At 70.2% G+C, this 22,477-nt stretch carries 13 protein-coding genes; 6 read left to right on the forward strand and 7 right to left on the reverse strand.

The genetic code is table 11. From position 1 onward, the window contains the following. Positions 1-38: 38 nt before the first annotated feature. From ASE31_RS06210 to glnE, 3 genes are all read right to left on the reverse strand, one after another. Positions 39-1,463, reverse strand: coding sequence for an efflux transporter outer membrane subunit (locus tag ASE31_RS06210; RefSeq protein ID WP_057200642.1), 1,425 nt, complete (start codon positions 1,461-1,463; stop codon positions 39-41). Beyond that, a complete protein-coding gene (locus ASE31_RS06215) occupies positions 1,460-2,194 on the reverse strand; it encodes a TetR/AcrR family transcriptional regulator (RefSeq protein WP_057200643.1) in 735 nt (244 codons plus the stop codon). Before ASE31_RS06215 ends, ASE31_RS06210 begins: the two co-directional genes overlap by 4 nt. Positions 2,195-2,282: 88 nt before the next feature. Then, positions 2,283-5,027 carry a bifunctional [glutamate--ammonia ligase]-adenylyl-L-tyrosine phosphorylase/[glutamate--ammonia-ligase] adenylyltransferase gene (gene glnE, locus ASE31_RS06220; protein WP_057200829.1) on the reverse strand — a complete coding sequence of 915 codons (2,745 nt, stop codon included), beginning with the start codon at positions 5,025-5,027 and terminating at the stop codon, positions 2,283-2,285. A gap of 140 nt (positions 5,028-5,167) precedes the next feature. Between glnE and ASE31_RS06225 the strand changes: the two genes are divergently transcribed. From ASE31_RS06225 to ASE31_RS06240, 4 genes are read left to right on the forward strand one after another with little or no spacing between them, the layout of a single operon-like run. Then, on the forward strand, positions 5,168-9,310 hold the full coding sequence (locus tag ASE31_RS06225) for a YhdP family protein (protein WP_057200644.1): 4,143 nt from the start codon (positions 5,168-5,170) through the stop codon (positions 9,308-9,310). Next, a complete protein-coding gene (locus ASE31_RS06230; protein WP_057200645.1) occupies positions 9,307-10,122 on the forward strand; it encodes a carbon-nitrogen hydrolase family protein in 816 nt (271 codons plus the stop codon). The genes ASE31_RS06225 and ASE31_RS06230 overlap by 4 nt, the downstream gene beginning before the upstream one ends. Further along, a complete protein-coding gene (locus ASE31_RS06235; protein WP_057200646.1) occupies positions 10,119-12,158 on the forward strand; it encodes a nitrogen regulation protein NR(II) in 2,040 nt (679 codons plus the stop codon). The genes ASE31_RS06230 and ASE31_RS06235 overlap by 4 nt, the downstream gene beginning before the upstream one ends. Then, positions 12,158-12,787, forward strand: a complete 630-nt coding sequence (locus ASE31_RS06240; RefSeq protein ID WP_057200647.1) for a response regulator transcription factor — start codon at positions 12,158-12,160, stop codon at positions 12,785-12,787. The genes ASE31_RS06235 and ASE31_RS06240 overlap by 1 nt, the downstream gene beginning before the upstream one ends. 9 nt (positions 12,788-12,796) lie before the next feature. On the opposite strand, the gene ASE31_RS32195 is transcribed toward ASE31_RS06240, so the two are convergent. Further along, a complete protein-coding gene (locus ASE31_RS32195) occupies positions 12,797-12,949 on the reverse strand; it encodes a hypothetical protein (protein ID WP_164470713.1) in 153 nt (50 codons plus the stop codon). Between ASE31_RS32195 and ASE31_RS06245 the strand changes: the two genes are divergently transcribed. Both ASE31_RS06245 and ASE31_RS06250 read left to right on the forward strand, forming a co-directional pair. Next, positions 12,882-14,108, forward strand: coding sequence for a murein transglycosylase A (locus ASE31_RS06245; RefSeq protein ID WP_200961078.1), 1,227 nt, complete (start codon positions 12,882-12,884; stop codon positions 14,106-14,108). The genes ASE31_RS32195 and ASE31_RS06245 overlap by 68 nt on opposite strands. Before the next feature lie 46 nt (positions 14,109-14,154). Beyond that, positions 14,155-16,164 (forward strand): DUF2868 domain-containing protein, encoded by a 2,010-nt coding sequence (locus tag ASE31_RS06250; protein WP_057200649.1) that lies wholly within the window; start codon positions 14,155-14,157, stop codon positions 16,162-16,164. 21 nt (positions 16,165-16,185) lie between these two features. Here ASE31_RS06250 and ASE31_RS06255 read toward each other — a convergent pair whose 3' ends face one another. The 3 genes from ASE31_RS06255 to ASE31_RS06265 all read right to left on the reverse strand — a co-directional run bounded on the left by ASE31_RS06255 (position 16,186) and on the right by ASE31_RS06265 (position 22,359). Next, a complete protein-coding gene (locus ASE31_RS06255; RefSeq protein WP_057200650.1) occupies positions 16,186-17,889 on the reverse strand; it encodes an MFS transporter in 1,704 nt (567 codons plus the stop codon). An 88-nt stretch (positions 17,890-17,977) separates the two neighbouring features. Beyond that, positions 17,978-19,453: a DUF3999 domain-containing protein gene (locus ASE31_RS06260; protein WP_057200651.1), complete on the reverse strand. Its 1,476-nt coding sequence runs from the start codon at positions 19,451-19,453 to the stop codon at positions 17,978-17,980. Further along, complete coding sequence (locus ASE31_RS06265) at positions 19,450-22,359, reverse strand: DUF2339 domain-containing protein (RefSeq protein WP_057200652.1); 2,910 nt, start codon at positions 22,357-22,359, stop codon at positions 19,450-19,452. Before ASE31_RS06265 ends, ASE31_RS06260 begins: the two co-directional genes overlap by 4 nt. Positions 22,360-22,477: the final 118 nt, after the last annotated feature.

Genomic DNA, 22,477 nt, shown 5'->3' on the forward strand with positions numbered 1-22,477 from the left:
GTTCATGCGGAAGGTGTCAGGAAAATAAGGGGCCGGGGTCAGCGGGTGCCGGCCTGGGCGGTTTCTGCCATGTCGGGGGCCGTGCTGTCCCAGCCGCCGCCGGCGGCGCGGTACAGCGCGATCCAGGCGGACTGGCGTTCGTGCTGCAGGGCCAGCAGCGCGTTCTGCGCGGCCAGCGCCGTGCGGCGCGCATCCTCCAGCTCGACCAAGCTGGCCAGGCCGCCGCGCCAGCGCGCGTCGGTGGCGTCGAACGAGATGCGGTAGCCCTCGGCCGCGGCGCGGGCGCTGGCATTGCGCTCGGTCGTGCTCTGCAGCCGCACCAGGGCCTGCTCCACCTCGCTCACGGCCTGGCGGATGCGGGCGCGGTAGAGCGCCACCGACTCCTCGTAGCGCGCCCGGGATGCATCGACCTGCGCGGCGCGGCGACCACCATCGAACAGCGGCAGGCTCAAGGCCAGAGGGCCCAGGGTCCAGGCGTCCACATCGGTCGTGGTGCCACCCGTGCGGACCCAGGCCCTGCCGATATTGCCGCTGAGCGACAGGCGCGGGTAGCGCTGGGCCTGGGCGTTGCCCACTTCGGCACTGGCGGCGGCGACTTCGCGCTCGGCGTTGTAGACGTCGGGGCGCTGGGAGATCACCTGCGCTGGCAGGGCGGCAATGGCGAACAGGCTGTCGGGCGCCGGGACCACGGGCGTGGCCGTGATCAGCTGGCGCAGCGCGGCCTCGTCCTGTCCGGTCAAGGCCACCAGGGTCTTGAACTCCACGTCGCACTGCATGCGCTGCTGCGAGGCGCGGGCCGTGGCCTCGGCAGCGCTGGCGCGTGCCAGGGCGGCGGTGGCCGGGGCGGTGAAGCCGGCGCGCTCGCTCAGGCCCGACAGGCGCGAGGTCTCGGAGCGCGAGCGCGCATCGCGCTCGGCCACGTCCAGCTGCTGCAGGCAGGTGCGCAGGCTGCTGGTCTGCAGTGCCACCTCGGCGGCCACGCTCACGCGCGCCTCGTGCCACAGGGCCTGGGCACCGGCCAGCCGCTCGCTGGCCGCATCGCGCGTAGCGGCGGCGCCGCCGAACAGGTCCACTTCCCAGGCGGCCTGCAGGCCGGCCTGGCTGGTGGTGGCCAGGCCACCGATCTGCGCGTTGGCGCCACGGCTGCTTGTCGCCTGGGCATCGAGCGTGGGCAGCAGGGCTGCCCGGGCTGTGGTCTGCGTGGCGCGGGCCTGCAGCAGGCGCGAACGGGCCTGGGCCACGCTGGGGCTGATGCCCTGCGCGGCCTCGATCAGCGGCACCAGGGCCGGGTCATTCCATTGGCGCCACCACTGGGCCAGGTCGGCCATCTGTCCGCCATGCGGCAGGGGCGCTGCCCAGCCCGCAGGCGCCTGCACCGGGACCGCCTGGGGCGGCCGCGCGGTGCTGCAGGCGCCCAGCAGCAGCACGCTGCACACGCCCAGGGTTCGAACAAACCATGTCATTCCTCTTCCTCCTTGTTGTTGTGTCCGCGCTGTTCGCGCAGTGCCTGGCGGCGTGCCACTTCGCCCTGGATCATGGACATGGCATAGCCGGTCAGGCGCTCGGCCCAGGCGTCCGCGGTGGCGGGGCCTGCGAGTTGGGGGGCGATGGCCTCAATGGCGTCGCGCTGGGTCCACAGCAGCATGACCAGCCCGCCGATCGAGAACGCCAGGCGGTGCATGTCATCGTCGATCTCGGGCACATCCATGTGCCCGCACAGCAGGCGTGCCAGCGCCATGTGCGGGGCCTTGCATTCGCGCTCGATCAGCTCGGGCCAGACGTGGGTGGGTTCGAGCAGCTCACGCACATGCAGGCGCGTGGCTTGCCGCACCAGGTCGTCGTGTTTGAGTGGCTCCAGCAGCCCAGTGAAGTAGTGCTGCAGGGCCTGCTGCAGGCTGAGCCCGGGCGCAGCAAACACCTCGATGAGGTCGCTGCCGCTGCCAAAGGGCTCGTAGAACGTGGCCGTGTACAGCTGTGCCTTGTCGCCGAAATGGTAGCCAATGGCGGCCACGTTGGTGCCAGCCGCGACGGCGATGGCACGCACCGAGGTGCGGGCGAAGCCGTTCTCGGAAAACAAGCGCAGTGCGGCCTGCAGCAGGCGTGCGCGCGTGTCGTCGCCATCGCTGCGCGCGGCACGGGCGGGGCGCGCTGCGCGCTTGGCGGCAGGCTGGGAAACGGGCGGGGTGGAGCGCATGGCGGTGGATTAAACCACCATAATTCAAACAAGTGTTTAAATTAGCGTGACAATCGGCAACAGGCTACCGCCCGCCAGGAACGGGGGCTCAATGGCCGTTGCCGAACACTGCCGTCCACAGCGCCAGCACCGCGTCGCGCTCGGCCTGCAGGGCCGGGGGCGTGACCTGGGTCGGGGCTTCGTCCAGGCGTGCGCGGTGCTGCACACGGCGCAGCTCGCGGTAGGCGTCGGCCGCCGCGTGGCCCACGCCGGCCGGCAGCAGGCCGACCTGCTCTGCGCGCTGCAGCAAGGCAATGTTGCCCACGTTGGCCACCAGCTCGGGGTGCGCCGCCGATTGCGAAAGCACCAGGCACTGCACGGCGAATTCCGCATCGACCATGCCGCCCCGGCTGTGCTTGACGTCGAACTGCCCGTCGCGCGTGGGGTGGGCCTGGCGCACCTTCTCGCGCATGGCGACGATCTCGCCCCGCAGCAGCGCCGGGTCGCGCGCCGAGGTGATCACGGCGGTGCGCACCGCGTCGAAGCGCGCTTCCAGCTCGGGCGTGCCCATCACGAAGCGCGCGCGCGTCATGGCCTGGTGCTCCCAGGTCCAGGCGGTGTTGCTGCCCCGGCGCTCTTGGTAGTTGGCATAGGCCTCGAAGCGCGTCACCAGCAGGCCCGAGCTGCCGTTGGGGCGCAGCGCGGTGTCGATCTCGTAGAGGTCGCCCTCGCCGGTCTTCACCGTGAGCCAGTTGATCAGCTTGCGCACGAAGGCGGCATACACCTCGGGGGCGCGCTCGTCGTCGTCGTCGAAGACGAACACGATATCGAGGTCGCTGCCGTAGCCCAGCTCCTTGCCGCCCAGCTTGCCGTAGCCGATCACCGCAAATTGCGGCACCTCGCGGTGGCGGGTCTTCAGGCGGTTCCAGCACCACTGGGTCGTCACGCGCAACACGCTGTCGGCCAGGGCGCTCAGGTCGTCGGCCACCTGCTCGACCGTGATGCGGTGCTCCACGTCGCGCGCCAGCGTGCGGAAGGTCTCGGCATGCTGCGCCCGGCGCAGCAGGTTGAGCAGGGTTTCGTCGTCGTCTTCCCCGGTGGAGGTGATCGAGGCCAGGCGCATGGCCAGCTCGCGCTCGAAATCCGCCACCGAGAAGCGCTCGGCCAGCAGAGCATCGCCCACCAGCTCGTCGATCACACCGGGGTGCTGCAGCAGGTAGCGCGCGGGCCAGCGCGCGGCGCCCAGCAGGTGCAGCATCTGCTCGTGCACGGAGGGGCGTTCCAGCAGCAGGGCCAGGTAGCTGTCGCGGCGCAGCAGGGGTTCGAGCCAGTTGGCCATGCGCACGGCGGCCTCTTCGGTCACCCGGCCTTCGGTGAGCCACTGGGCGGTGCGCTGCACCAGGCGGAACAGGCGCGCACGCGTCTCGTCGCGCAGCCCCTGTACGCGCGGGTGGTTGCGCCACTCGGCCACGCGCTCGCGGAAACCGGGGGGCAACTGCTCCAGCAAGGCTTCCAGTTCGGGTGGCGGGGGCGCGGCCGCGCGCGGGCCGCCGCAGCCGCCCTTGCTGCACTGCTTCTTGCCGTTGCCGCCCAGCAGGGTGTCGAACTCCTGCGCCACCAGCTCGCGGTGCGCGTCGAGCTCGTGCAGGAAGGCGCAGCAGTCGGGGTAGCCCATGGTGCGGGCGATCCAGGCCAGGTCGTCGTCGCGCGTGGGCAGCACATGGGTCTGCTGATCATCCAGGTACTGGATGCGGTGCTCCACGCGGCGCAGGAAGACATAGGCCCGCGCCAGGGCATCGGCCGTCGGCTGTGGCATCAGGCCGGCCTGGGCCAGGCGCTGCAGGGCGTCGAGCGTGGGGCGCCGGCGCAGCTCGGGGAACTGGCCGCCGCGCACCACCTGCAACAGCTGCACGGTGAATTCAATCTCGCGGATGCCACCGCGCGAGAGCTTGACGTCGTTGGCGCGTTCGGGATGGCCTGCGCTGCGCTTGGCGGCGTGGTCGCGGATCTGGCTGTGCAGCAGGCGCAGCGCATCGAACACGCTGTAGTCCAGGTAGCGGCGGAACACGAAGGGCAGCACCACGCCGCGCAGTGCCTGCACCTCGGTGCTGGCAATGCAGTCGCGCGGCGCCACCACCCGGCTCTTGAGCCAGGCAAAGCGTTCCCATTCACGGCCCTGCACCTGCAGGTATTCCTCCAACGCTGCCAGCGAGACCGCTGCAGGGCCGGAGTTGCCGTTGGGCCTGAGGGCCAGGTCGACACGGAACACGAAACCGTGCTCGGTGGTGTCGCCCACCAGGCTGTAGATGGCCTTGACCGCGCGGGCAAAGTATTCGTGGTTGGAGATCTTGCCCCGGCCGTCGGGCGTGCCGGCGGTGTCGCCGTCATGCTCGTAGACGTAGATCAGGTCGATGTCGCTCGATACATTGAGCTCGCGCGCGCCGAGCTTGCCCATGCCGATGATCCACAGCTGCACGGCCTGGCCCTCGGGGCCCTGGGGCGCACCGTGGCGCGTGTCGAGTTCCTGGCGGGCATGCCGGCAGGCGCGGTCCAGCGCCAGTTCGGCCAGCTCGGTAACGGCGCAGGTGATGTCGGACAGCGGCGCCTGGCCATCGCAGTCGAGCTGGATCAGGCGTTCCATGACCAGCTGGCGCAGCACGCGCAGGGCGGTGCCAGTGTCGTTGCCGCGTGCCAGCAGGGCGTCGCAGACCGCATCCATCGCCGCGCGCCGGGGTGCCCCGGCGGGGAGCAGGGTCAAATCACTGCCGTAGCGCCGGTGCAGGCGCTGCAGGAAGCGGGAATGCCCGGCCAGCGGTTCGCCGTCCTGGAAGGGGTCGTTACAGGGCAGGGGCATGGTGACGGACATGGGTGTGGCGGGTGCCGCAGTGGGCCTCGGGCACGGGGCCAAGGGCTGCTGCACACACAAGGACACTGGTTCTCATTGAACCCACAAGGAAACCGCGGGTCATAATTCCTGCCACATTCAATCCCACCATGATCGATCCCACCCCGCACCCCTCACGCCTGCTCAAGACAGTGGCAGGCTTTGCGCGGTGGTCACTGGGGTTGCTGCTGGCCTTCTGGCTGCTGCTGACCATCGCCTGGGGGGCCCTTCATGGCTGGATTGTGCCGCGAATCGGCGAGTTCCGCCCGCAGCTGGAAGCGCATGCCGCACGGGCGCTAGGGGTTCCCGTGCGCATCGGGGCCATCAGCGCCCGCTCGGAGGGGCTGATCCCTTCCGTGGAGCTGGTGAATGTGGCGCTGCTGGACAGCGCCGGCCGCGAGGCACTGCGCCTGCCGCGCGTGGTCGTGGCCCTGTCGCCGCGCTCGCTGCTGAACTTCGGCTTCGAGCAGCTCTATATAGAGAAGCCGGACCTGGACATCCGCCGCGCCAGCGACGGCCGCATCACCGTGGCGGGCCTGGCCATGAAGGACAGCGGCAGCGACAGCAGCAGCGCGGCGGACTGGTTCTTCTCGCAGGGCGAGGTGCTCATCAAGGGCGGCACCCTGCGCTGGACCGACGAGATGCGCAACGCACCGCAGCTGGCGCTCACCGATGTGGATCTGCTGGTGCGCAACGGCAACTGGAGCCACCGCATGCGCGTGGACGCCACGCCGCCGCCCGACTGGGGCGACCGCTTCACCCTGGTCGGCCTGTTCCGCGCGCCGCTGCTGCGCGCGCGCGACGGCAACTGGCAGCACTGGAACGGCCAGGTCTACGCCGACTTCGCGCGGGTGGACGTATCCCGGCTGCGCCACCATGCGGACCTGGGAGTGGATGTGGCCCAGGGCCGTGGCGCCTTGCGGGCCTGGGCCGACGTGAAGAGCGGCCAGATCGTGGGCGGCACGGCCGACCTGGCACTGGCGGACGTGAACGCCACCCTGGGCCTGGGACTGGAGCCCCTGGTGCTGCCTTCCATCGCCGGGCGTCTGGGGGGCCGCCAGCTCAAGGGCGGCTTCGAGTTCTCCACGCAGGGCCTGCAGTTCACCACCGATGACGGCCTGCGCTGGCCCGGGGGCAACGTGAAGCTGGTGTACACCGATGCCACAGCCAACGTGCCCGCGCAGGGCGATTTCCGTGCCGACCGGCTGGAGCTGGCAGCCCTGGCGCAGATCGCCAGTCGCCTGCCCCTGGGCAGCACCGCCCACGACGCCTTGCGCCAGTACGCACCCAAGGGCCTGGTGAACGAGATCCAGGCCAACTGGAAGGGCCCGCTCGATGCGCTGCAGCAGTACCAGCTGCGCGGCCGCATCCAGGGCCTGGCGCTGGCGGGGGAGTTGAACAACGGGGCCGCCCAGAGCCTGGGGCTGCGCGGTGCCACGGTGGACCTGGACATGACGCAGGGCGGCGGCAAGGCCCAGCTCGCCATCGAATCCGGTGCCCTATTGCTGCCCGGTGTGTTCGAAGACCCCCTGCTGCCGCTGGACCGCCTGAGCGCCGAGGTGCGCTGGCAACTGGAGGGCGAGCGCATCGCGGTGCAGGTCAATGACGTGAAGTTCGCCAATGCCGATGCCCAGGGCGAGGCGCGGGCCACTTGGCATACCGCCGATGCGACGAAGCCACCGCACCGCTCGCGATTTCCGGGGGTGCTGGACCTGTCGGGCAAGCTCACGCGCGCCGACGGCACGCGCGTGCACCGCTACCTGCCACTGTCCATCCCCGAGGATGCCCGCCACTACGTGCGCGACGGCGTGGTGGCCGGTACGGCCAGCGGGGTCGATTTCAAGGTCAAGGGCGACCTGCACGACCTGCCCTTCAACGACCCGCGCCTGGGCGAATTCCGCATTGCCGCGCGCGTCAAGGACGTGACCTATGCTTTCGTGCCCCCCCAATTGCACCCGAACGATCCGCTGCGCTGGCCGGCGCTCACGCAACTGCAGGGTGAGCTGATTTTCGAGCGCTCGTCCATGCAGGTGCGCGGCGCCAGCGGCAGCTTTGCAGGCACGTCCGGCGTGCGCGTGTCGCGGGTGGAGGCCTCCATCCCCGATCTGTCGCACACCGTGGTCGGTGTCAATGCCGATGCGCGCGGTCCGCTGTCCGAACTGCTCAGCGTGGTGAACACCTCGCCGCTCTCGCGCCTGACGGGCAATGCCCTGGCGCAGGCCAGCGGCACCGGCCTGGCCGACCTCCAGCTCAAGCTGACCCTGCCCATCAGCAACATCGACAAATCCCGGGTGCAGGGCGGTATTACCCTGGCCGGCAACGACGTGCGCATCACCCCCGACACGCCGATGCTCGGCCGTGCGCGCGGCGCGGTGCAGTTCAGCGAGACGGGGTTTTCGCTGGTCGGCGTGCAGGCCCGGGCGCTGGGCGGCGATGTGCGGCTGGAAGGGGGCATGCGCGCCCTGGCTGTCAATGCCCCGGCCACGGAGGCGGCCATCCAGCTGCGTGCGCAGGGCACGGCCACGGCCGAGGGGCTGCAGCAGGCGCCGCAGATGGGGCTGCTGTCGCAACTGGCCAGCCGGGCCACGGGCAGCGCGCCCTACACGCTGGCACTGGCCTTTCGCCGTGGGGTGCCCGAGGTGCAGGTGACGACCAGCCTGCAGGGCATGGCGCTGGCGTTGCCGGCGCCGCTGGGCAAGACGGCCGAGGCCAGCCTGCCGCTGCGCTACGACAACTCGCTGGCGCGCGAGTCGCTGACCGGCACGGTGACTGCCGCGGGCACGCCGCCCCCGCTGCGCGACCAGATCATGCTGGACCTGGGGGCTCTGGGCTCGGCCACCTACCACCGCGACCTGGGCGGCACCCAGCCGCGTGTGCTGCGCGGGGCCATTGGTGTGGGGCTGGCGCCCGGGGAGTCTGCGCCCATGCCCAGCGAAGGGGTGACGGCCAACATCCAACTGGCCAAACTGGACATCGACGCCTGGGAGGACCTGCTCAGCCCGCCGCGCCCGGCAGGCAGTGCAGCGCGCACCCCAGGCACCCCCTCCACCCTGACCAGCACCACGCTGGACTACCTGCCCACCACCGTGGCGCTGCGCGCCAAGGAGCTGTCGGCGCAAGGGCGCACCTTGCACAACGTGGTGGCGGGCGGGCAGCGCGACGGCCCGGTCTGGAAGGGCAACATCGACGCCAGCGAGCTCAGCGGCTTCGTGGAGTTCCGCGAAGGCGGTGGCGGCGACTCGGGCAACGGGCGGCTGTTCGCCCGCCTGTCGCGCCTGAACATGCCGCAGAGCGATGCCAACCAGGTCGAGGCGTTGCTGGAGGAGCAGCCGGGGTCGCTGCCCGCGCTGGACATCGTGGTCGACGACTTCGAACTGCGTGGCCGCAAGCTCGGCCGGGTGGAGATCGAGGCGCAGAACCGGGGCAGCGACACCACGCCGCGCGAGTGGCGCCTGTCCAAGTTCAACATCACCTCGCCCGAAGGCAGCCTGACGGCCAGCGGCAACTGGGCCCTGCTCAACCAGGCGCGGATGGCGGGGGGCGGGGCCGGCGAGCGGCGCACGGTGCTCAATTTCCGGCTCGACATCCGCGATTCGGGCGACCTGCTGGCCCGCTTTGCCATGCCGGGCGTGCTGCGGCGCGGCAAGGGCCGCATGGAAGGCCAGGTGGCCTGGGTGGGCGCACCCTTCAGCCCCGACTACCGCTCGATGACGGGTCTGGTCAACGTGAACATCGAGGCCGGCCAGTTCCTCAAGGCCGATCCCGGCCTGGCCAAGCTGCTCAGCGTGCTCAGCCTGCAGTCGCTGCCGCGGCGCCTGACGCTCGACTTCCGCGATGTCTTCAGCGAAGGCTTTGCCTTCGACTTTGTGCGCGGCGACCTGCGCATCGAGCAGGGCGTGGCCACCACCAACAACCTGCAGATGAAGGGCGTGAACGCCGCCGTGCTGATGGAGGGCAGTGCCGACATCGACCGCGAAACGCAGGACCTGCGCGTGGTGGTGGTGCCCGAGATCAATGCCATGACGGCCTCGCTGGTGGCGACCGCCATCAACCCGGTGATCGGCCTGGGCAGCTTCCTGGCCCAGGTGTTCCTGCGCGGCCCTCTCATCGAGGCGGCGACCCAGGAGTTCCGCATCGATGGCTCCTGGTCCGACCCGCGCGTGGTGCGCGTGCCCCGGCGCACCCGCGTGTCGGGCACGACGGCGGACACCGGGCCGCCACCTCCCGCCCCCCGAACCGGAGAACCCTCATGAAAGTCGCCGCCCTGCAGATGGTTTCCGGCACCCACCTCGACGACAACCTGGCTGCGGCGCGGGCCCTGCTGGAGCAGGCAGCGCGCGAGGGAGCCGAGCTGGCCGTGCTGCCCGAATACTTCTGCATCATGGGCCGGAAGGACACGGACAAGCTGGCGCTGCAGGAGTCGCCCGGCGAGGGGCCGATCCAGGACTTTCTCGCACGGGCGGCGCGCGAGCTCGGCCTGTGGGTGGTGGGGGGAACCCTGCCGCTGCGCGGCAACGACCCCGTGCGCGTGCGCAACACCACGCTGGCCTTCAACCCCGAGGGGGCCTGCGTTGCGCGCTACGACAAGATCCACCTGTTCCACTTCGACAATGGCCAGGACCAGTTCCACGAGAGCCGGGTGATCGAGCCCGGGGACGAGGTGGTGCAGTTCGAGCTGCGCTCGCGCGAGGGCGAGCTCTGGCACGTGGGCCTGAGCGTCTGCTACGACCTGCGGTTTCCCGAACTCTACCGGGCCCATGCCCATGCCGGGGCCGACCTGCTGCTGGTGCCCAGCGCCTTCACCCACACCACGGGCAAGGCGCACTGGGAGGTGCTGCTGCGTGCCCGCGCCATCGAGAACCTGGCCTACGTGCTGGCACCGGCCCAGGGCGGCGTGCACGAAAACGGCCGGCGCACCTGGGGCCACAGCATGCTGGTCGACCCCTGGGGCGAGATCGCAGCGCTGCACGCAGAGGGCGCCGGCATCGCCCTGGGCACGCTGGCCAGGGCGCGCCTGCGCGAGGTGCGCAGCCAGCTGCCTGCCTTGGGCCACCGCGTGCTGTGAGCAAGCCGCGCCGAACCCTGTGGCAGCGCTGGCGTGGTGCCTGGCGGCGCTGGTCGCTGTGGACGCTGCTGGTGGCCCTGGTGGTGGCCATGCTGGTCACCGTGGTCTGGCTGGCCGGGCGCTACGAAGCCAGCCAGGTGCAAAGCCGGCTCGAACGCGACACGTCAGACGCCGTCTCGGACGTGCGCGTGGCCCTCACGCGCAACCTGCAGAGCCTGCAGGCCCTGCATGCCGATGACCCGGGTATCCTGGCCTGGGAGGTGAATGCCTCCGAGCTGCTGCGCGGCCACCGCGAACTGGTGCGCCTGGAGTGGCGCGACACCGGCATGCGGCTGCGCTCGCAGGTGCAGACACCGTACCGCCCCGTGTACTGGGACCGGGGCACGCGCGAGAGCGCCCACTCCGATGCCTCGCTGGCTTGTGCCAATGCGCGCCGGCTGAGCGGGCCGGCGTATTCCAGCAGCTACTTCCAGCCGCATGGCGACGGCCTGGGCTCGGAGATGATGGAGCTGTGCCTGCCCATCACGTCGGGCGGGCGCAGCACCGGCTTCCTGGTGGCCACCTATGCGCTCAACGCCATGCTCGAAGACCTGGTGGGGCACAGCCTCACGCGCAGCCAGGAGGCTTCCTTCACCGAGGCCGACGGCACGCGCCTGGCGGTGCTGGGCGCGGCGCGGCGCGGCTCGCGCATGTTCACGGCCACGCACCTGCTGGACCTGCCCGGCGCCACCCTGGTGCTGCGCATGGACACCTGGCACAGCGCCCCGAGCCTGTTCCCCAACGTGCTCACGGCGCTGGTCACGGCCATGTCCATCGCGCTGGTCACGGTGATGGTGGTGCTGGTGCGCGACAACCGCCGGCGCCTGCGCGCCGAGCGCGACCTGGGGGACGCGCTGGCGTTTCGCAAGGCCATGGAGGATTCGCTGGTCACGGGCCTGCGTGCGCGCGACCTGGAGGGCCGCATCACCTACGTCAACCCGGCGTTCTGCGACATGGTGGGCTTTGCGCCGCAGGAGCTGCTGGGCCTGAGCGTATCGGCCCCCTACTGGCCGCCCGAGCGCGTGGAGGAATACCAGCAGCGCCAGGCCATCCGCTTTGCCGGCTACATGCCGCCGCGCGAAGGCTTCGAGTCGGAGTTCATGCGCAAGGATGGCACGCGCTTTCCGGTGCTCATCATCGAGGCGCCGCTGATCAATGCCCAGGGGCTGCACACCGGCTGGATGAGCGCCTTTCTCGACATCAGCGAGCAGCGCCGCATCGAGGAACTCTCGCGCGCCTCGCAGGAGCGCCTGCAGGCCACGGCGCGCCTGGCCACCGTGGGCGAGATGGCTTCGCTGCTCAGCCACGAGCTGAACCAGCCGCTGGCGGCCATATCGAGCTACGCCACGGGCTCCATGAACCTGCTGCAGGCACCCGCTGGCGCGGGTGAGGTGCCGCCACCCGAAAGCCTGCAGGACGTGCGCATGGCCATGCAGCAGATTGCGCGCCAGGCCGAGCGTGCGGGCAAGGTGATCAAGAGCGTGCACGACTTCGTGCGCCGCCGCGACCAGGCGCGCGAGGCCGTCACGGCGCAGCAATTGCTCGACGCCATCATGCCGCTGGTGAGCCTGCAGGCGCGCAAGATCGGCGTGCGGGTCCACACCGTGATGGAGCCGGAGCTGCCCGCTGCGCTGTGCGACCGCACCATGGTCGAGCAGGTGCTGCTCAACCTGGCGCGCAACGCCATGCAGGCCATGGACGTGCCGGGCATCTCCAAGCGGGTGCTGGAGATCCGGGCGCGCCGCGCCGCATCGAACGCGCACCAGGCCTGGATCGAGTTCTCCGTGGCCGACCTGGGTGCCGGCATCGAACCCGACGTGGCCGAACGCCTGTTCACCCCCTTCTTCACCACGCGCGCCGAGGGCATGGGGCTGGGCCTGAGCCTGTGCCGCACCGTCATCGAGCAGCATGGCGGTTTTCTCGGTTTTGCCGCCAACGAACCGCGTGGTACGGTATTCACCTTCACGCTGCCCGTCTACCAACCTGCACCCTCCTGATGGAACCCGTCTCCAATGCCACCGTGTACATCGTCGACGACGATGCGGGCGTGCGCGAAGCGCTGGCCTGGCTGCTGCGCTCGCGCCGCCTGCCCAGCGAGTCCTTCGACAGCGCCGAAGCCTTCGATGCCGCGCTGCAGTCGCGCCCGGCGCAGCGCCAGCCCTGCTGCCTGCTGCTGGACGTGCGCATGCCGGGCATGAGCGGCCTGGCGCTGTTCGACCTGCTGATCGTGCGCGGCGACCTGGCGACCATGCCGGTGATCTTTCTCACCGGCCATGCCGATGTGCCTACCGCCGTGGATGCGGTCAAGCGCGGCGCCTTCGACTTCTGCGAAAAGCCGTTTTCCGACAACGCGCTGGTGGACCGCATCGAGCAGGCGCTGGCGCAATCAGCCGCCCACCTGGCCGCGCTGCGCGAGCGCAGCGACCTGCAGGTGCGTCTGGCGGACCTGACCGAGCGCGAACGCGACGTGATGGACCTGGTGGTGGCGGGCCTGCCCAACAAGCTCATCGCGGACCAGCTCGACATCAGCGTGCGCACGGTGGAAGTGCACCGCGCGCGCGTGTTCGACAAGATGCAGGTGAAATCAGCCGTGGAGCTGGCCAACCTGCTGCGCCTGGGGCATTGATACCCGCGTTCAGTCCTTGGGTGTCGGCGCGCTGGCGTCCTTGCCTTCCTCAGGTTCCGGGGCCTTGAGTTCGCCGCTGCGGCGCCCCGAAAACATGGTCCACCAGACAATGGCCACCAGCACCACCAGCGCCAGCAGCGCTTCAAGCAAAATCAGACCCATGAAATTGACACTCCTGCGCCTTGTGATGACGGCGCTGATTGTAGGAACGCTGGCCGCCTGTGCCTCCCGGCCTGCCCCCACAAGCCCCTCTTCGCCTGGGGCCATCTTTCCCGCACCCGTGCCCGGCGCCGTGTTCGTTCCGGGAGACAACGGTCCCCTGCCGCCCGCCATGGCACAGCCCAAGAGCCGCTGGATCCCGGTGCGCTGGGCCGAGTTGCCGGGCTTTGCCAACGATGCGCTGCACGAGGCCTGGAACGCCTGGATCAAGAGCTGCGAGCGCCCCGCGCCGCAGTTCACGCTGCTGTGCGGCGAGGTACGCCAGCTGAGCATTGCCACGCCCGAGGAGCAGCGCGCCTGGATGGTGGCGCGGCTGCAGCCCTACCGCGTGGAGTCGGCCGAGGGCAACCCCGAGGGCCTGCTCACCGCCTACTACGAGCCCATGATCGACGCCGCGCGCCAGCCCGGCAACGGCTTCACCGTACCGGTGTACCGCCTGCCGGCGGGGCATGGTGCGCGCAAGCCCTGGTACACGCGCCAGCAGATCGACACGCTGCCCGAGGCGCAAGCCGCGCTGCAGGGCCGTGCCATCGCCTGGCTGCGCGACCCGGTCGAATCGATGGTGCTGCACATCCAGGGCTCGGGCCGCCTGCGCGTGGCCGAGCCCGATGGCTCGGTGACCCTGGTGCGCGTGGCCTACGCCGGCACCAACGACCAGCCCTACCAGAGCGTGGGCCGCTGGCTGCTGGACCAGGGCGCCACGCGCGACGCCACCTGGCCCGGCATCCGCGCCTGGCTGGCGCAGAACCCGCAGCGCACCAATGAGCTGCTCTGGGCCAACCCGCGCTACGTGTTCTTCCGCGAAGAAACGCTCGACGGCATGGAAGCCGGCTTCGGTCCCAAGGGCGCTCAGGGTGTGGCGCTCACGCCGGGCCGCTCCATCGCGGTGGACCGCCAGAGCATTCCCTACGGCACGCCCGTGTGGCTGGCCTCCACGGGGCCGCAGGTGCAACTGAACCGGCTGGTGCTGGCGCAGGACACGGGCAGCGCCATCCTGGGCGCCGTGCGGGCCGACTACTTCACGGGCTGGGGGCAGGAGGCCGGCGACATCGCCGGCCGGCTCAAGCAGGGGCTGCGGCTGTGGGTGCTCTGGCCCAAATAGGCATCTCCATGCCTTGCCCCGCTCCAACCAAGGGGGGTAAAGCGGCATGCGCGTGACCGAGCAGCAACTGCGCACGGTGGTGCTGGCCCAGGCGATCGAGCATGTCGACACCGAGCGCACGCTCATCGGCCAGGCCGAGATCGACGATGCCACACGCAGCGCCATCGCTGCGGCCCGCGAGCGCGGCGTGCAGCGCGTGGACGTGGGCGACATTGTGCTCGACCGGACTGCCGCCATCGTCGCGCGTGCCAGTGGCAGGGACGCCGCCATTGCGGCGCTGGAGCGGCCCAGTGTGCGCCTGCAGTGGTTGGCCCGCGCCCTGCCCCTGGCCGCCCTGCTGCTGGGGCTGGCCATCGACCGCATCGCCAACGCGCACCGCGTGGACCTGCTCTCGGCCCCGCTGCTGCTGGTGCTTGCCTGGAACCTGGCCCTGTATTGCTTGCTCGCCTACCGTGCCGCGCGTCCACCGACCGGTGGCGAGCGGGTGATGCGGGCGATGCCGGCGTTGTGCCACTGGGTATGCGCGCCCAGCGCACGCGCGGGGCGGCGGAGCCTGACGGCCCGCATCGCGGCGCAATTCCATCAGCGATGGTTCGCCCACACCGCAGGACTCTTCGCGCAGCGCACTTCAGGCGTGTTGCACCTGTGTGCGGCGGCCTGGGCAGCGGGGATCGCGTCCTCGCTGCTGCTGCGGGGTCTGGTCGTTCGCTACCAGTTCGGCTGGGAAAGCACCTTCCTCGATGCCGGGCATGTGCACGCCATCGTCACGGTGCTTTTCTGGCCGCTCACCGCCTTGGTCGGCCTAGCCCCGTTCTCGCTGCAGGACATCGCCGCCACCCAGGACTTTGCGGGCGAAGGCGTCGCAGGCAGCCGCTGGGTGTGGATGTACGTGGGTTTGCTGGCCCTCGTCGTGGTGCTGCCTCGGCTGGCCCTGGTGGCCTGGGCGCGCTGGCAACAGGCCCGGCTGACCCGGTCATTGCGCATCGACCCGCAGGACAGTGCCTTCGACACGGTGCGCCAGGGGATGCCGAGCGACATCCTTGTCGGGCTGCAGTCCTCGGACGCCGCGCAAGCCACCGCCCTGCACGGCATTGTGGCCTGGCACGCGCAGCAGGGGGTGGTGCACAGTGCGCAGGGTGATCGCCTTCGCTTCGTTGACGCCGCCGGAACCGCCGACAGCCAGCCGGTCGATGCGGTACTGGCCTGGGGCAGCGTGCCGGGTGGCGCACCTGTTCCCCCTGCCTGGCAGGCAGCGCCCTTGCTGGAACTGCGCTGGCAGGAGTTCGCCGAGAGCTGGGTGCTGGAGCCGGCGCTGTTCGACCGCCTGGGCGCCTTGCTGCCCCGGCACCAGCCGGCGCTGGGGAGGCTGCGCCAGGCCTGGGTGGCGCGCAATGAAGAGCGCTTTGAAACATCGCTGCAGGCCCTGGCGCAGCACCTGCGCGCTGTTGCCAGCCTCAGCGCGGGTGGGGGCGCGAATGACCATGCCGCGCGCTATGCGCAGCAGGTGCAGGCGCTTGATGCCGTGCTGTGGTCGCTCCATGGGCATGGTGCCGTGCCACAAGGGCCGGCGCCTTCTGGCCCCCATGGGGTGCCAGCGCGCAAGGCGGATGGAACGGCGATGGTCCTTGGCACATCCGCCGGCGCCGCCGCAGGCGCTGCGGCGGGTGCCAAGGTTGGAGCGCTGATCGACATAGGCTCTGGCGGCATGACGCTGGGGGCCGGCACGGCCCTGGGGGCGCTGCTCGGCGGCACCACCGCCTGGGTGTTGCGCAGTTTCCAAAAGAAGGGCGCGGCCGAGGAGGTGTTGCGGCATATTGCCGAAGCGGCCTGCACCCGCTACCTGGTCATCGCGCACCAGGCCCGCGTGCCGGTGCAGGAGTCTGCTCGGCTCGCAGAACGCTGGTGTGCCGAGGTGACGGCGACCGTGGCCGTGCACGGCACCGCCCTGGATGGGGCGCTCAAAGCCGGGCCTGCCCCGGCCGACCCCTTGCTGCCGCTGCTGCGCTCCATGCTGCTGGGGGTTCTGCGGCGCAGCTTTGCGCAGAGCGGGGCATAGCGCCGCAAGCAGACCGAGAGATCAGCGCTCCACCACAAAGCGCGAGACCACAGGTGGGGCGTCGCCCAGGTGGAAGGCCAGCTTGCGTTCACGCAGCGCCACGTCGGAGGCGGTGACGCGGTCGAAGCGGCGCAGGTGCTCGGTCCATGATTCGTCCTCGATCTGCTCCACGTAGCGCGCCGGGTCGGCGATGTCGTGCTGCAGCTGCCACGAGAGCGCGCCCTGGCGCAGGCGGCTGCGGCGGCTCTCCTGCATCAGCGCGCGGAAGTCGGTGGCGCGCGCCGGGTCGATGAAGTATTCGATGGTCACCACCACATGCCCGCGCTCGGGCGGGGTGGGCGCCACAGGGGCCTTGAAGGCCTGCGAGGGGCTCAGGTCCTCCTCGATGCTGCGGTCGGCCACCAGGCGCTGCACGACCACCATGGCAATGGTGCCCGTGACGGCGGCCAGCCCGAGGCTGGCGTGTACGCTGGTGACCGTGGCCACCTGGCCCCACACGGCAGCCCCCAGGGCGGTCGATCCCATGATGGCCATCTGGTAGATGGACATGCCGCGTGCCCGCACCCAGTTGGGCAGCGCCAGCTGGGCCGACACGCTGAGCGAGTTGGCCGTGGTGATCCAGGCCATACCACCCACGAGCATCGCGGGCACGGCCACGTAGACATTGGGCGCCACGGCCATCACGCCAGTGGCTGCCGCCTGCAGCAGGGTGCCGCGCAGCACCAGCACGTCGCGCGGCATGGCCTGGCGTAGGCGCGGCAGGAACATGGCGGCCACGATGGCCCCCGCCCCCATGGATGCCAGAAGCAGCGTGAAGGTGCCCGCGCCGCCGCCCTCCAGGCCCTTGGCCAGCAGGGGCAGCATGGCCAGCAGGGCGGTGGCGTGCAGGAAGAAGATGGAGATGCGCCAGAGCACGGCGCGCATGCGCGGCGACTGGCGCACAAACTGCAGGCCCACGCGCATGGCACTGGGCAGCCGCTCGCGTCCCAGGGGGCTTGGCACGTGGTCGCGCTTCCAGCGCATGATCACCAGGCCCGAGCCCACCGACAGCACCGCGTTGAGCACGAAGACCCAGGCGCTGCCGGCGCTGGCGATGATGGCGCCGGCCACCAGCGGGCCGATGATGCGCGAGGCGTTCATGGCGATGCCATTGAGGGCCAGGGCCGCAGGCAGGTGGGCGCGGCTGACCAGCTCGGGCACGATGGCGGAGAACACCGGCCAGCGCATGGCCAGCCCGATGCCGTTGGCAAAGGTCAGCCCCAGCAGCAGTGGCGCCGTCATGCCGCCGACCAGCACGGCCGCGCACAGCACCAGCGCCACGGCGGCCACCCAGAACTGCGTGGCCATGAAGTAGCGCCGCCGGTCCAGGATGTCGGCCAGCGCGCCGCTGGGCAGGCCCAGCAGGAACACCGGCAGGGTGGAGGCCGACTGCACCAGCGCCACCAGGATCGGTGAGGTGGTGAGCGAGGTCATGAGCCAGGCGGCCGCCACGTCGTTCATCCACATGCAGGTATTGGCCGCCACCCAAGTCAGCCAGAGCATGCGGAACACGGGCACCGAGAGTGGTGCCAGGGTGGACAGCGAGGCCCGCTGCTCGGCGGTCGGACCGGGCTGGGCGGCTGTGGCTTCTTCTGTGGTTCCCTGCGCAGTGCCGGCCCTCACGTTGGTGGGGGCGGGTTCGGGTGCGACGCTGCGCGTGCTTTCGTGGGACGGCAATGGTGGCATGCCCCCCTATTGTGCGACGGTTGGAGTGGCCGTGCTGGGTCAGCGCCAAATAGCCGACTGCAGGCCTGTCTCCTCCCCCAGCACATCTTCACACCGCATCGGTGGGCTCAGCCAGTGCGTGGTTGCCCGCCCGCCTGGTCTGCCGCAGCAGCAGCCAGGCCATGAGCGCCAGCGCCCCCACGCCTGCCAGCAGCACGCCCCACAGCACGGCACTTCGCGTGGAGATGCCGCTGCTGGCGGCTGCAGCAGACACCAGCGCGCTGTCTTTGGGCTTGCCCCCGGTGATGTCGGCCCGCGCTACATCGGCCAGTGCCATGGGCAACTGGTTCTCCTGAGCGGGCTGGTAGCCCGGCACCAGGCTGGCCAGGGGCAGGAAGGCACTGGCCGCCGCGCTGGCGCCGGGCAGCCCAGCCGCCAGTGTGAAGGGCCCTTGCCCGCTGGCCAGGAACACCAGCTGCGCGGGCTCGAACTGCAGCGCCATCTCGGGCGCGGCGGCAAAGCCGGGGGTCTTGGGGTCGGCTTCGATCTTGATCTCGCGCACCGAGGCGCCGCCCAGCTCGATGGGGCCGCTGGCCTGCTCCTTGCCTGCCATGGTCATCCTGTAGACCACCGCGCTCGCCAGCGGCGACCAGGGCTGCTCGCGGTGGTTGCGGCCCAGCACGCGCACAGGGATCAGCACATTGTTGCCGGGCGGCTTGATCTGGAGCGCGGCGACTGGCGTAGCAAACGGCAGCGCAAACACCAGTTCACGCGGATTGGTGCCCAGTGGCGGCACCGCCATGCTGGCGCTGACGCGCTCGCGCGGGCCCGTTTTGGTCGAGGTAGCCAGCTTGACGCCGCGCAAGGTCACGGCAGCGTCGCCCCAGGTCACGCGCAGGTAGTGGTCCTTGAGGTCGGCGCGCTGCAGGTCGATCTGCTCGCTGCCCAGACGGCCTGGTGCCGTGGGTGCCACCGCAGCGTCGGCGCGGTACAGCACGGTCTCGGCCAGTGGGTGCCAGTGCTTGAGGTCCTTGCTGGCCTGCACCTGGAACGTCACGGGTTGGCCTGCTGGCAGATCCGCGTCCAGGGCCATGCGGTTCGCGGGCAGCTGCACATCGCGCGCGTCGAGCAACGCGCCCCGCACGGTTTGTGTGGCTGCAGGACCTGCTGTGCCGGCGCTGTCGATCTGCACCACGCGCTGGCCCTGGCGCTCCTCGATGCGCAGCGACAGGCCTTCCAGCCCTGCCGTCCCCGCGCTGGCAGCGCCCAGGATGGGATAAGCGGGCAAGGTCACTGACTCCTCGGGGGCGCTGGCCGCTGCCACACCGGCCAGTGCCATGGGCACGGGCTGGCCCGGGCCGTTGAAAAGGCGCAGGTCGCCGTAGCCCGGGCTTTGCAGGCGCACCAGTACCTCGGCGGGCAGCAGCATGCGCTGCAGCGGCGCATCGGCCGCGAGCGTTACGGGAATGCGGATGGCGTAGGCCGCAGGGTTGTTGGCATCGGTCACCGCGTGGGCCGCACTGGCACACAGGGACAGGGCGGCAGCGGCCAGTGCCAGGGGCAGGTTCAGAGCGACAGGCTTCATGGGAGTAGTGCTTCTTGTTGCGATGGCGCCAGCGGTGGCGCAGCAGGCTCCGCGCGGGCATCCGCCTTGGGCGGCAACGGCGCGAAGTAGCCCACCACCAGCATGAGCGCGCCCACGGCGATGAAGGCAATGATGCGTTCGGCACCGCCGGCATTGGACAAATCGATCAGCAGCAGCTTGACCACCACCCCGCCCAGCAGGCCCGCGCCCACCAGCCACAGTGAACGCTGCACGCGCCGGTGCGCCAGCACCATCATGCTGAGCGCCAGCAGCGTCCACAGGATGGCGTAACCGGTCTGCACCACGAAGCTGTCGAACAGCGCCGACGCACCCCAGGGCACGCCGAAGAAGTGGTGGGCCACACGCAACCACACGGTGTTGATCACGATGAACGCCAGCAGCGCCAACGCCTGCAGCGCATGGCGCCCGGTGACCCAGCCCGAGCGGGCCGGGAGCGGCAGCGCCGACAGCAGTACCCGCCGCCAAAACACCAGGCCGCCCAGCGCGAGCGCGAGCGTCAGGTCGGTGGGGTTGAACAGTGGAATGTAGGGCAGCGGCGCGGTGTGGCCCGACGAATGCACTGCCGCTAACAGCGCGCCCCAGAACACCATCACCGCCAGGGGCAGGGCCGCCAGCCAGTAGTAGGCCTCGGCATGTGGGTTGAGCGGCCATGGCAGTGCTGCACGCGCTGCCAGCCGGTTGCCACGACCCGCCCACAGCGCCAGCAGCATCAACACCGCAATGGCGCTGACCAGCAGGACCACACCGGCCCAAGAGGTACGCCACAGCTCAGCCTTGCCGATGCCGGACCACAGGCAGTCGGCCAGCAGCAAAGTCACCAGCCACGCTGTGGCGGCATGGAACCAGCCAACGAGCGAGGTGGGCGCACCTGGCTTGCCATCCACATCGGCCGTCACCTGCAGGCGGTCCGTCTGCCGCAGCATCCACACATGCAGCGCCAGCACGATGGGCCACACGGCGCAGGCGGGGGTGGCGAGCACGCGGTAGCCGTCGGCCACCTGCACGACCAACCCCAGCGCCAGCACGGCAACGGTGCCGCGCGCCGGCCAGGTAGCCACTGCCCAGCGCGTGCGAAGGCCCAGCACCATCGACAGCGCGGCGCTGAGCACGACGGCCAGCATGGCCAACAGTCCGGTCACCTGTTCGGAGAACACCGATATGGGCCACTGGCCGGCTTCCAGGCCGGGCACACGCCGCGTGATTTCCATGAGCCAGGCCAGGCACCAGAACACAAAGCCGTAGAGATAGGCCGGGTTGGACAGCCGCGCCTCAAGACCCGCATAACCCCGGGCCCAGGCCGAGCCGCTGTGCGGCAGCGGCTGGCGCAGCCACCAGGCCAGCAGCAGCGAGGGCAGCGCGATCAGCAACGCGCCCAGGAAGGCAGGGTTGACCAGCGGCAGCGGCGAGATGCTGGAGGTGCTGCCCAGGAAAGCCAGCATGGCCACGACCTGCAGCACAAGCCCGAATGCGCGCGGCATCCAGCGGGCCTGGCGCATGCCCACCCAGAAAGCGCCTGCGCCTTCGAGCGCCCAGACCGCAGACGTCCATTGAGCGTCCAGCGCCAGCGGCACGGCCAGTGTGGCAAAGCCCACGCCAACGGCAATGAAACATTCGACGAGCAGGCGCCAGCTGTCCAGCGCGCGGCGCGCCAACACTGTCGCTGTCACCAGGTACAGCGCGGCAAAGGCCATTGAGGAGAAGGCGGCGCCCAGCTCGAAAGGCTGTACCAGCCCGGCCTGCAGACCAAAACCCACCAGCGGCGTACCGAAGACCAGCATGGTGTCGACGGCATTGCCCAGCTTGGTGGGTGTGTTGCGGGCATAGAGGATGGCAGCACAAAGGTAGATCAGCACAAAGCCCGCAAGGAAGGGCTGCGTGCTGGCGTAGTTCTCGGGCTGGTACTTGAGCGCACCCCATGCCGAGGCGACGCCAAAGGTGGCGACAAAGCCCACCACGTTGAGCATGCGCCAGGAGCGCTTGTGCGCAATGAAGAGAATGGCCAGGTTCAGCAGGGTGTAGTAGCTGAACAGGCCCACATGACTGCCCTGACCCGTGGACAGCAGGATGGGTGCGGCAAAGCCACCGGCAAACGCAGCCACGGCAAGTGCGCGCGAGTCCTGCAGCAACGCCAGCGCGCAGCTAGCCGCGCAGACCGCGATCATCAGACCGAAGGCATAGAGCGGTGGCAGCAGCCCGTAGAGCCGGAAGGCGGCGAACACGGTGAGGTACATGACCGCCACGCCACCGCCCTGCAGGGCCAGCGCAAAAGCGGGCTTGTCAGCGCGCTTGCGAAAGCCCACCACCAGCAGCGAAATGCCCACAGCTGCGACCGCAGCCAGGCGGAATTCGACCGGCAACAGCCCGGCCGAAGCGGCATACCGTGCAAGGAAGGACAGGCCAATGAACAAAATCACCAGGCCTACCCGCACGATGGTGTTGCCGCCCAGCAGCCAGTTCCTGGCTGCAAGCACGGCCTGCTCCAAGGGGTTGGGTGGGGCGGGCTGGCGAAGTGCATCGGGCCGTGCAGGCACCGGAGCCAAGGTGGAGGCCGAGGTCGGGACGAGCGGCAGGCCGTGCGGCGTGAGTTCGCCCGTCCAGAACGGATCGTCCGTGTCCGGGCGTTCGTCCAGGGTCGCCGGCGGGGGGGGCGGTGAGGGCGAGGCCACTTGTGCCCGGTCTTCGGCCGTGGGCGCCGCCGCAGCCGGCGGTGCGACAGCCTTCGGAGCCTGCGCCTGCAACTCGGTACGAATGGCGGAGCGCACCGCCCAGCGCAACGACAGCCCGGCAAAAAAGCCCAGGATGGCGCCGACGAACGGTCCGAAGTCGCCATGGCCGCCAAACCACGAACTCAGCACCGCGCCCCAAAAAATGCCCCAGATGATCATGCCGCTCGCTCCCTCTTTGGGACTTCCTTCGACAGGCCGCCGGCCGGTACCAAAGAAGCCATCGTATTTTTAGCCCCATCGGCCAACGCGCAACCCCTGAGCATTGCGGCAAAGCGCA

The organism is Acidovorax sp. Root217 (assembly GCF_001428645.1).
Taxonomy (GTDB): domain Bacteria; phylum Pseudomonadota; class Gammaproteobacteria; order Burkholderiales; family Burkholderiaceae_C; genus Acidovorax.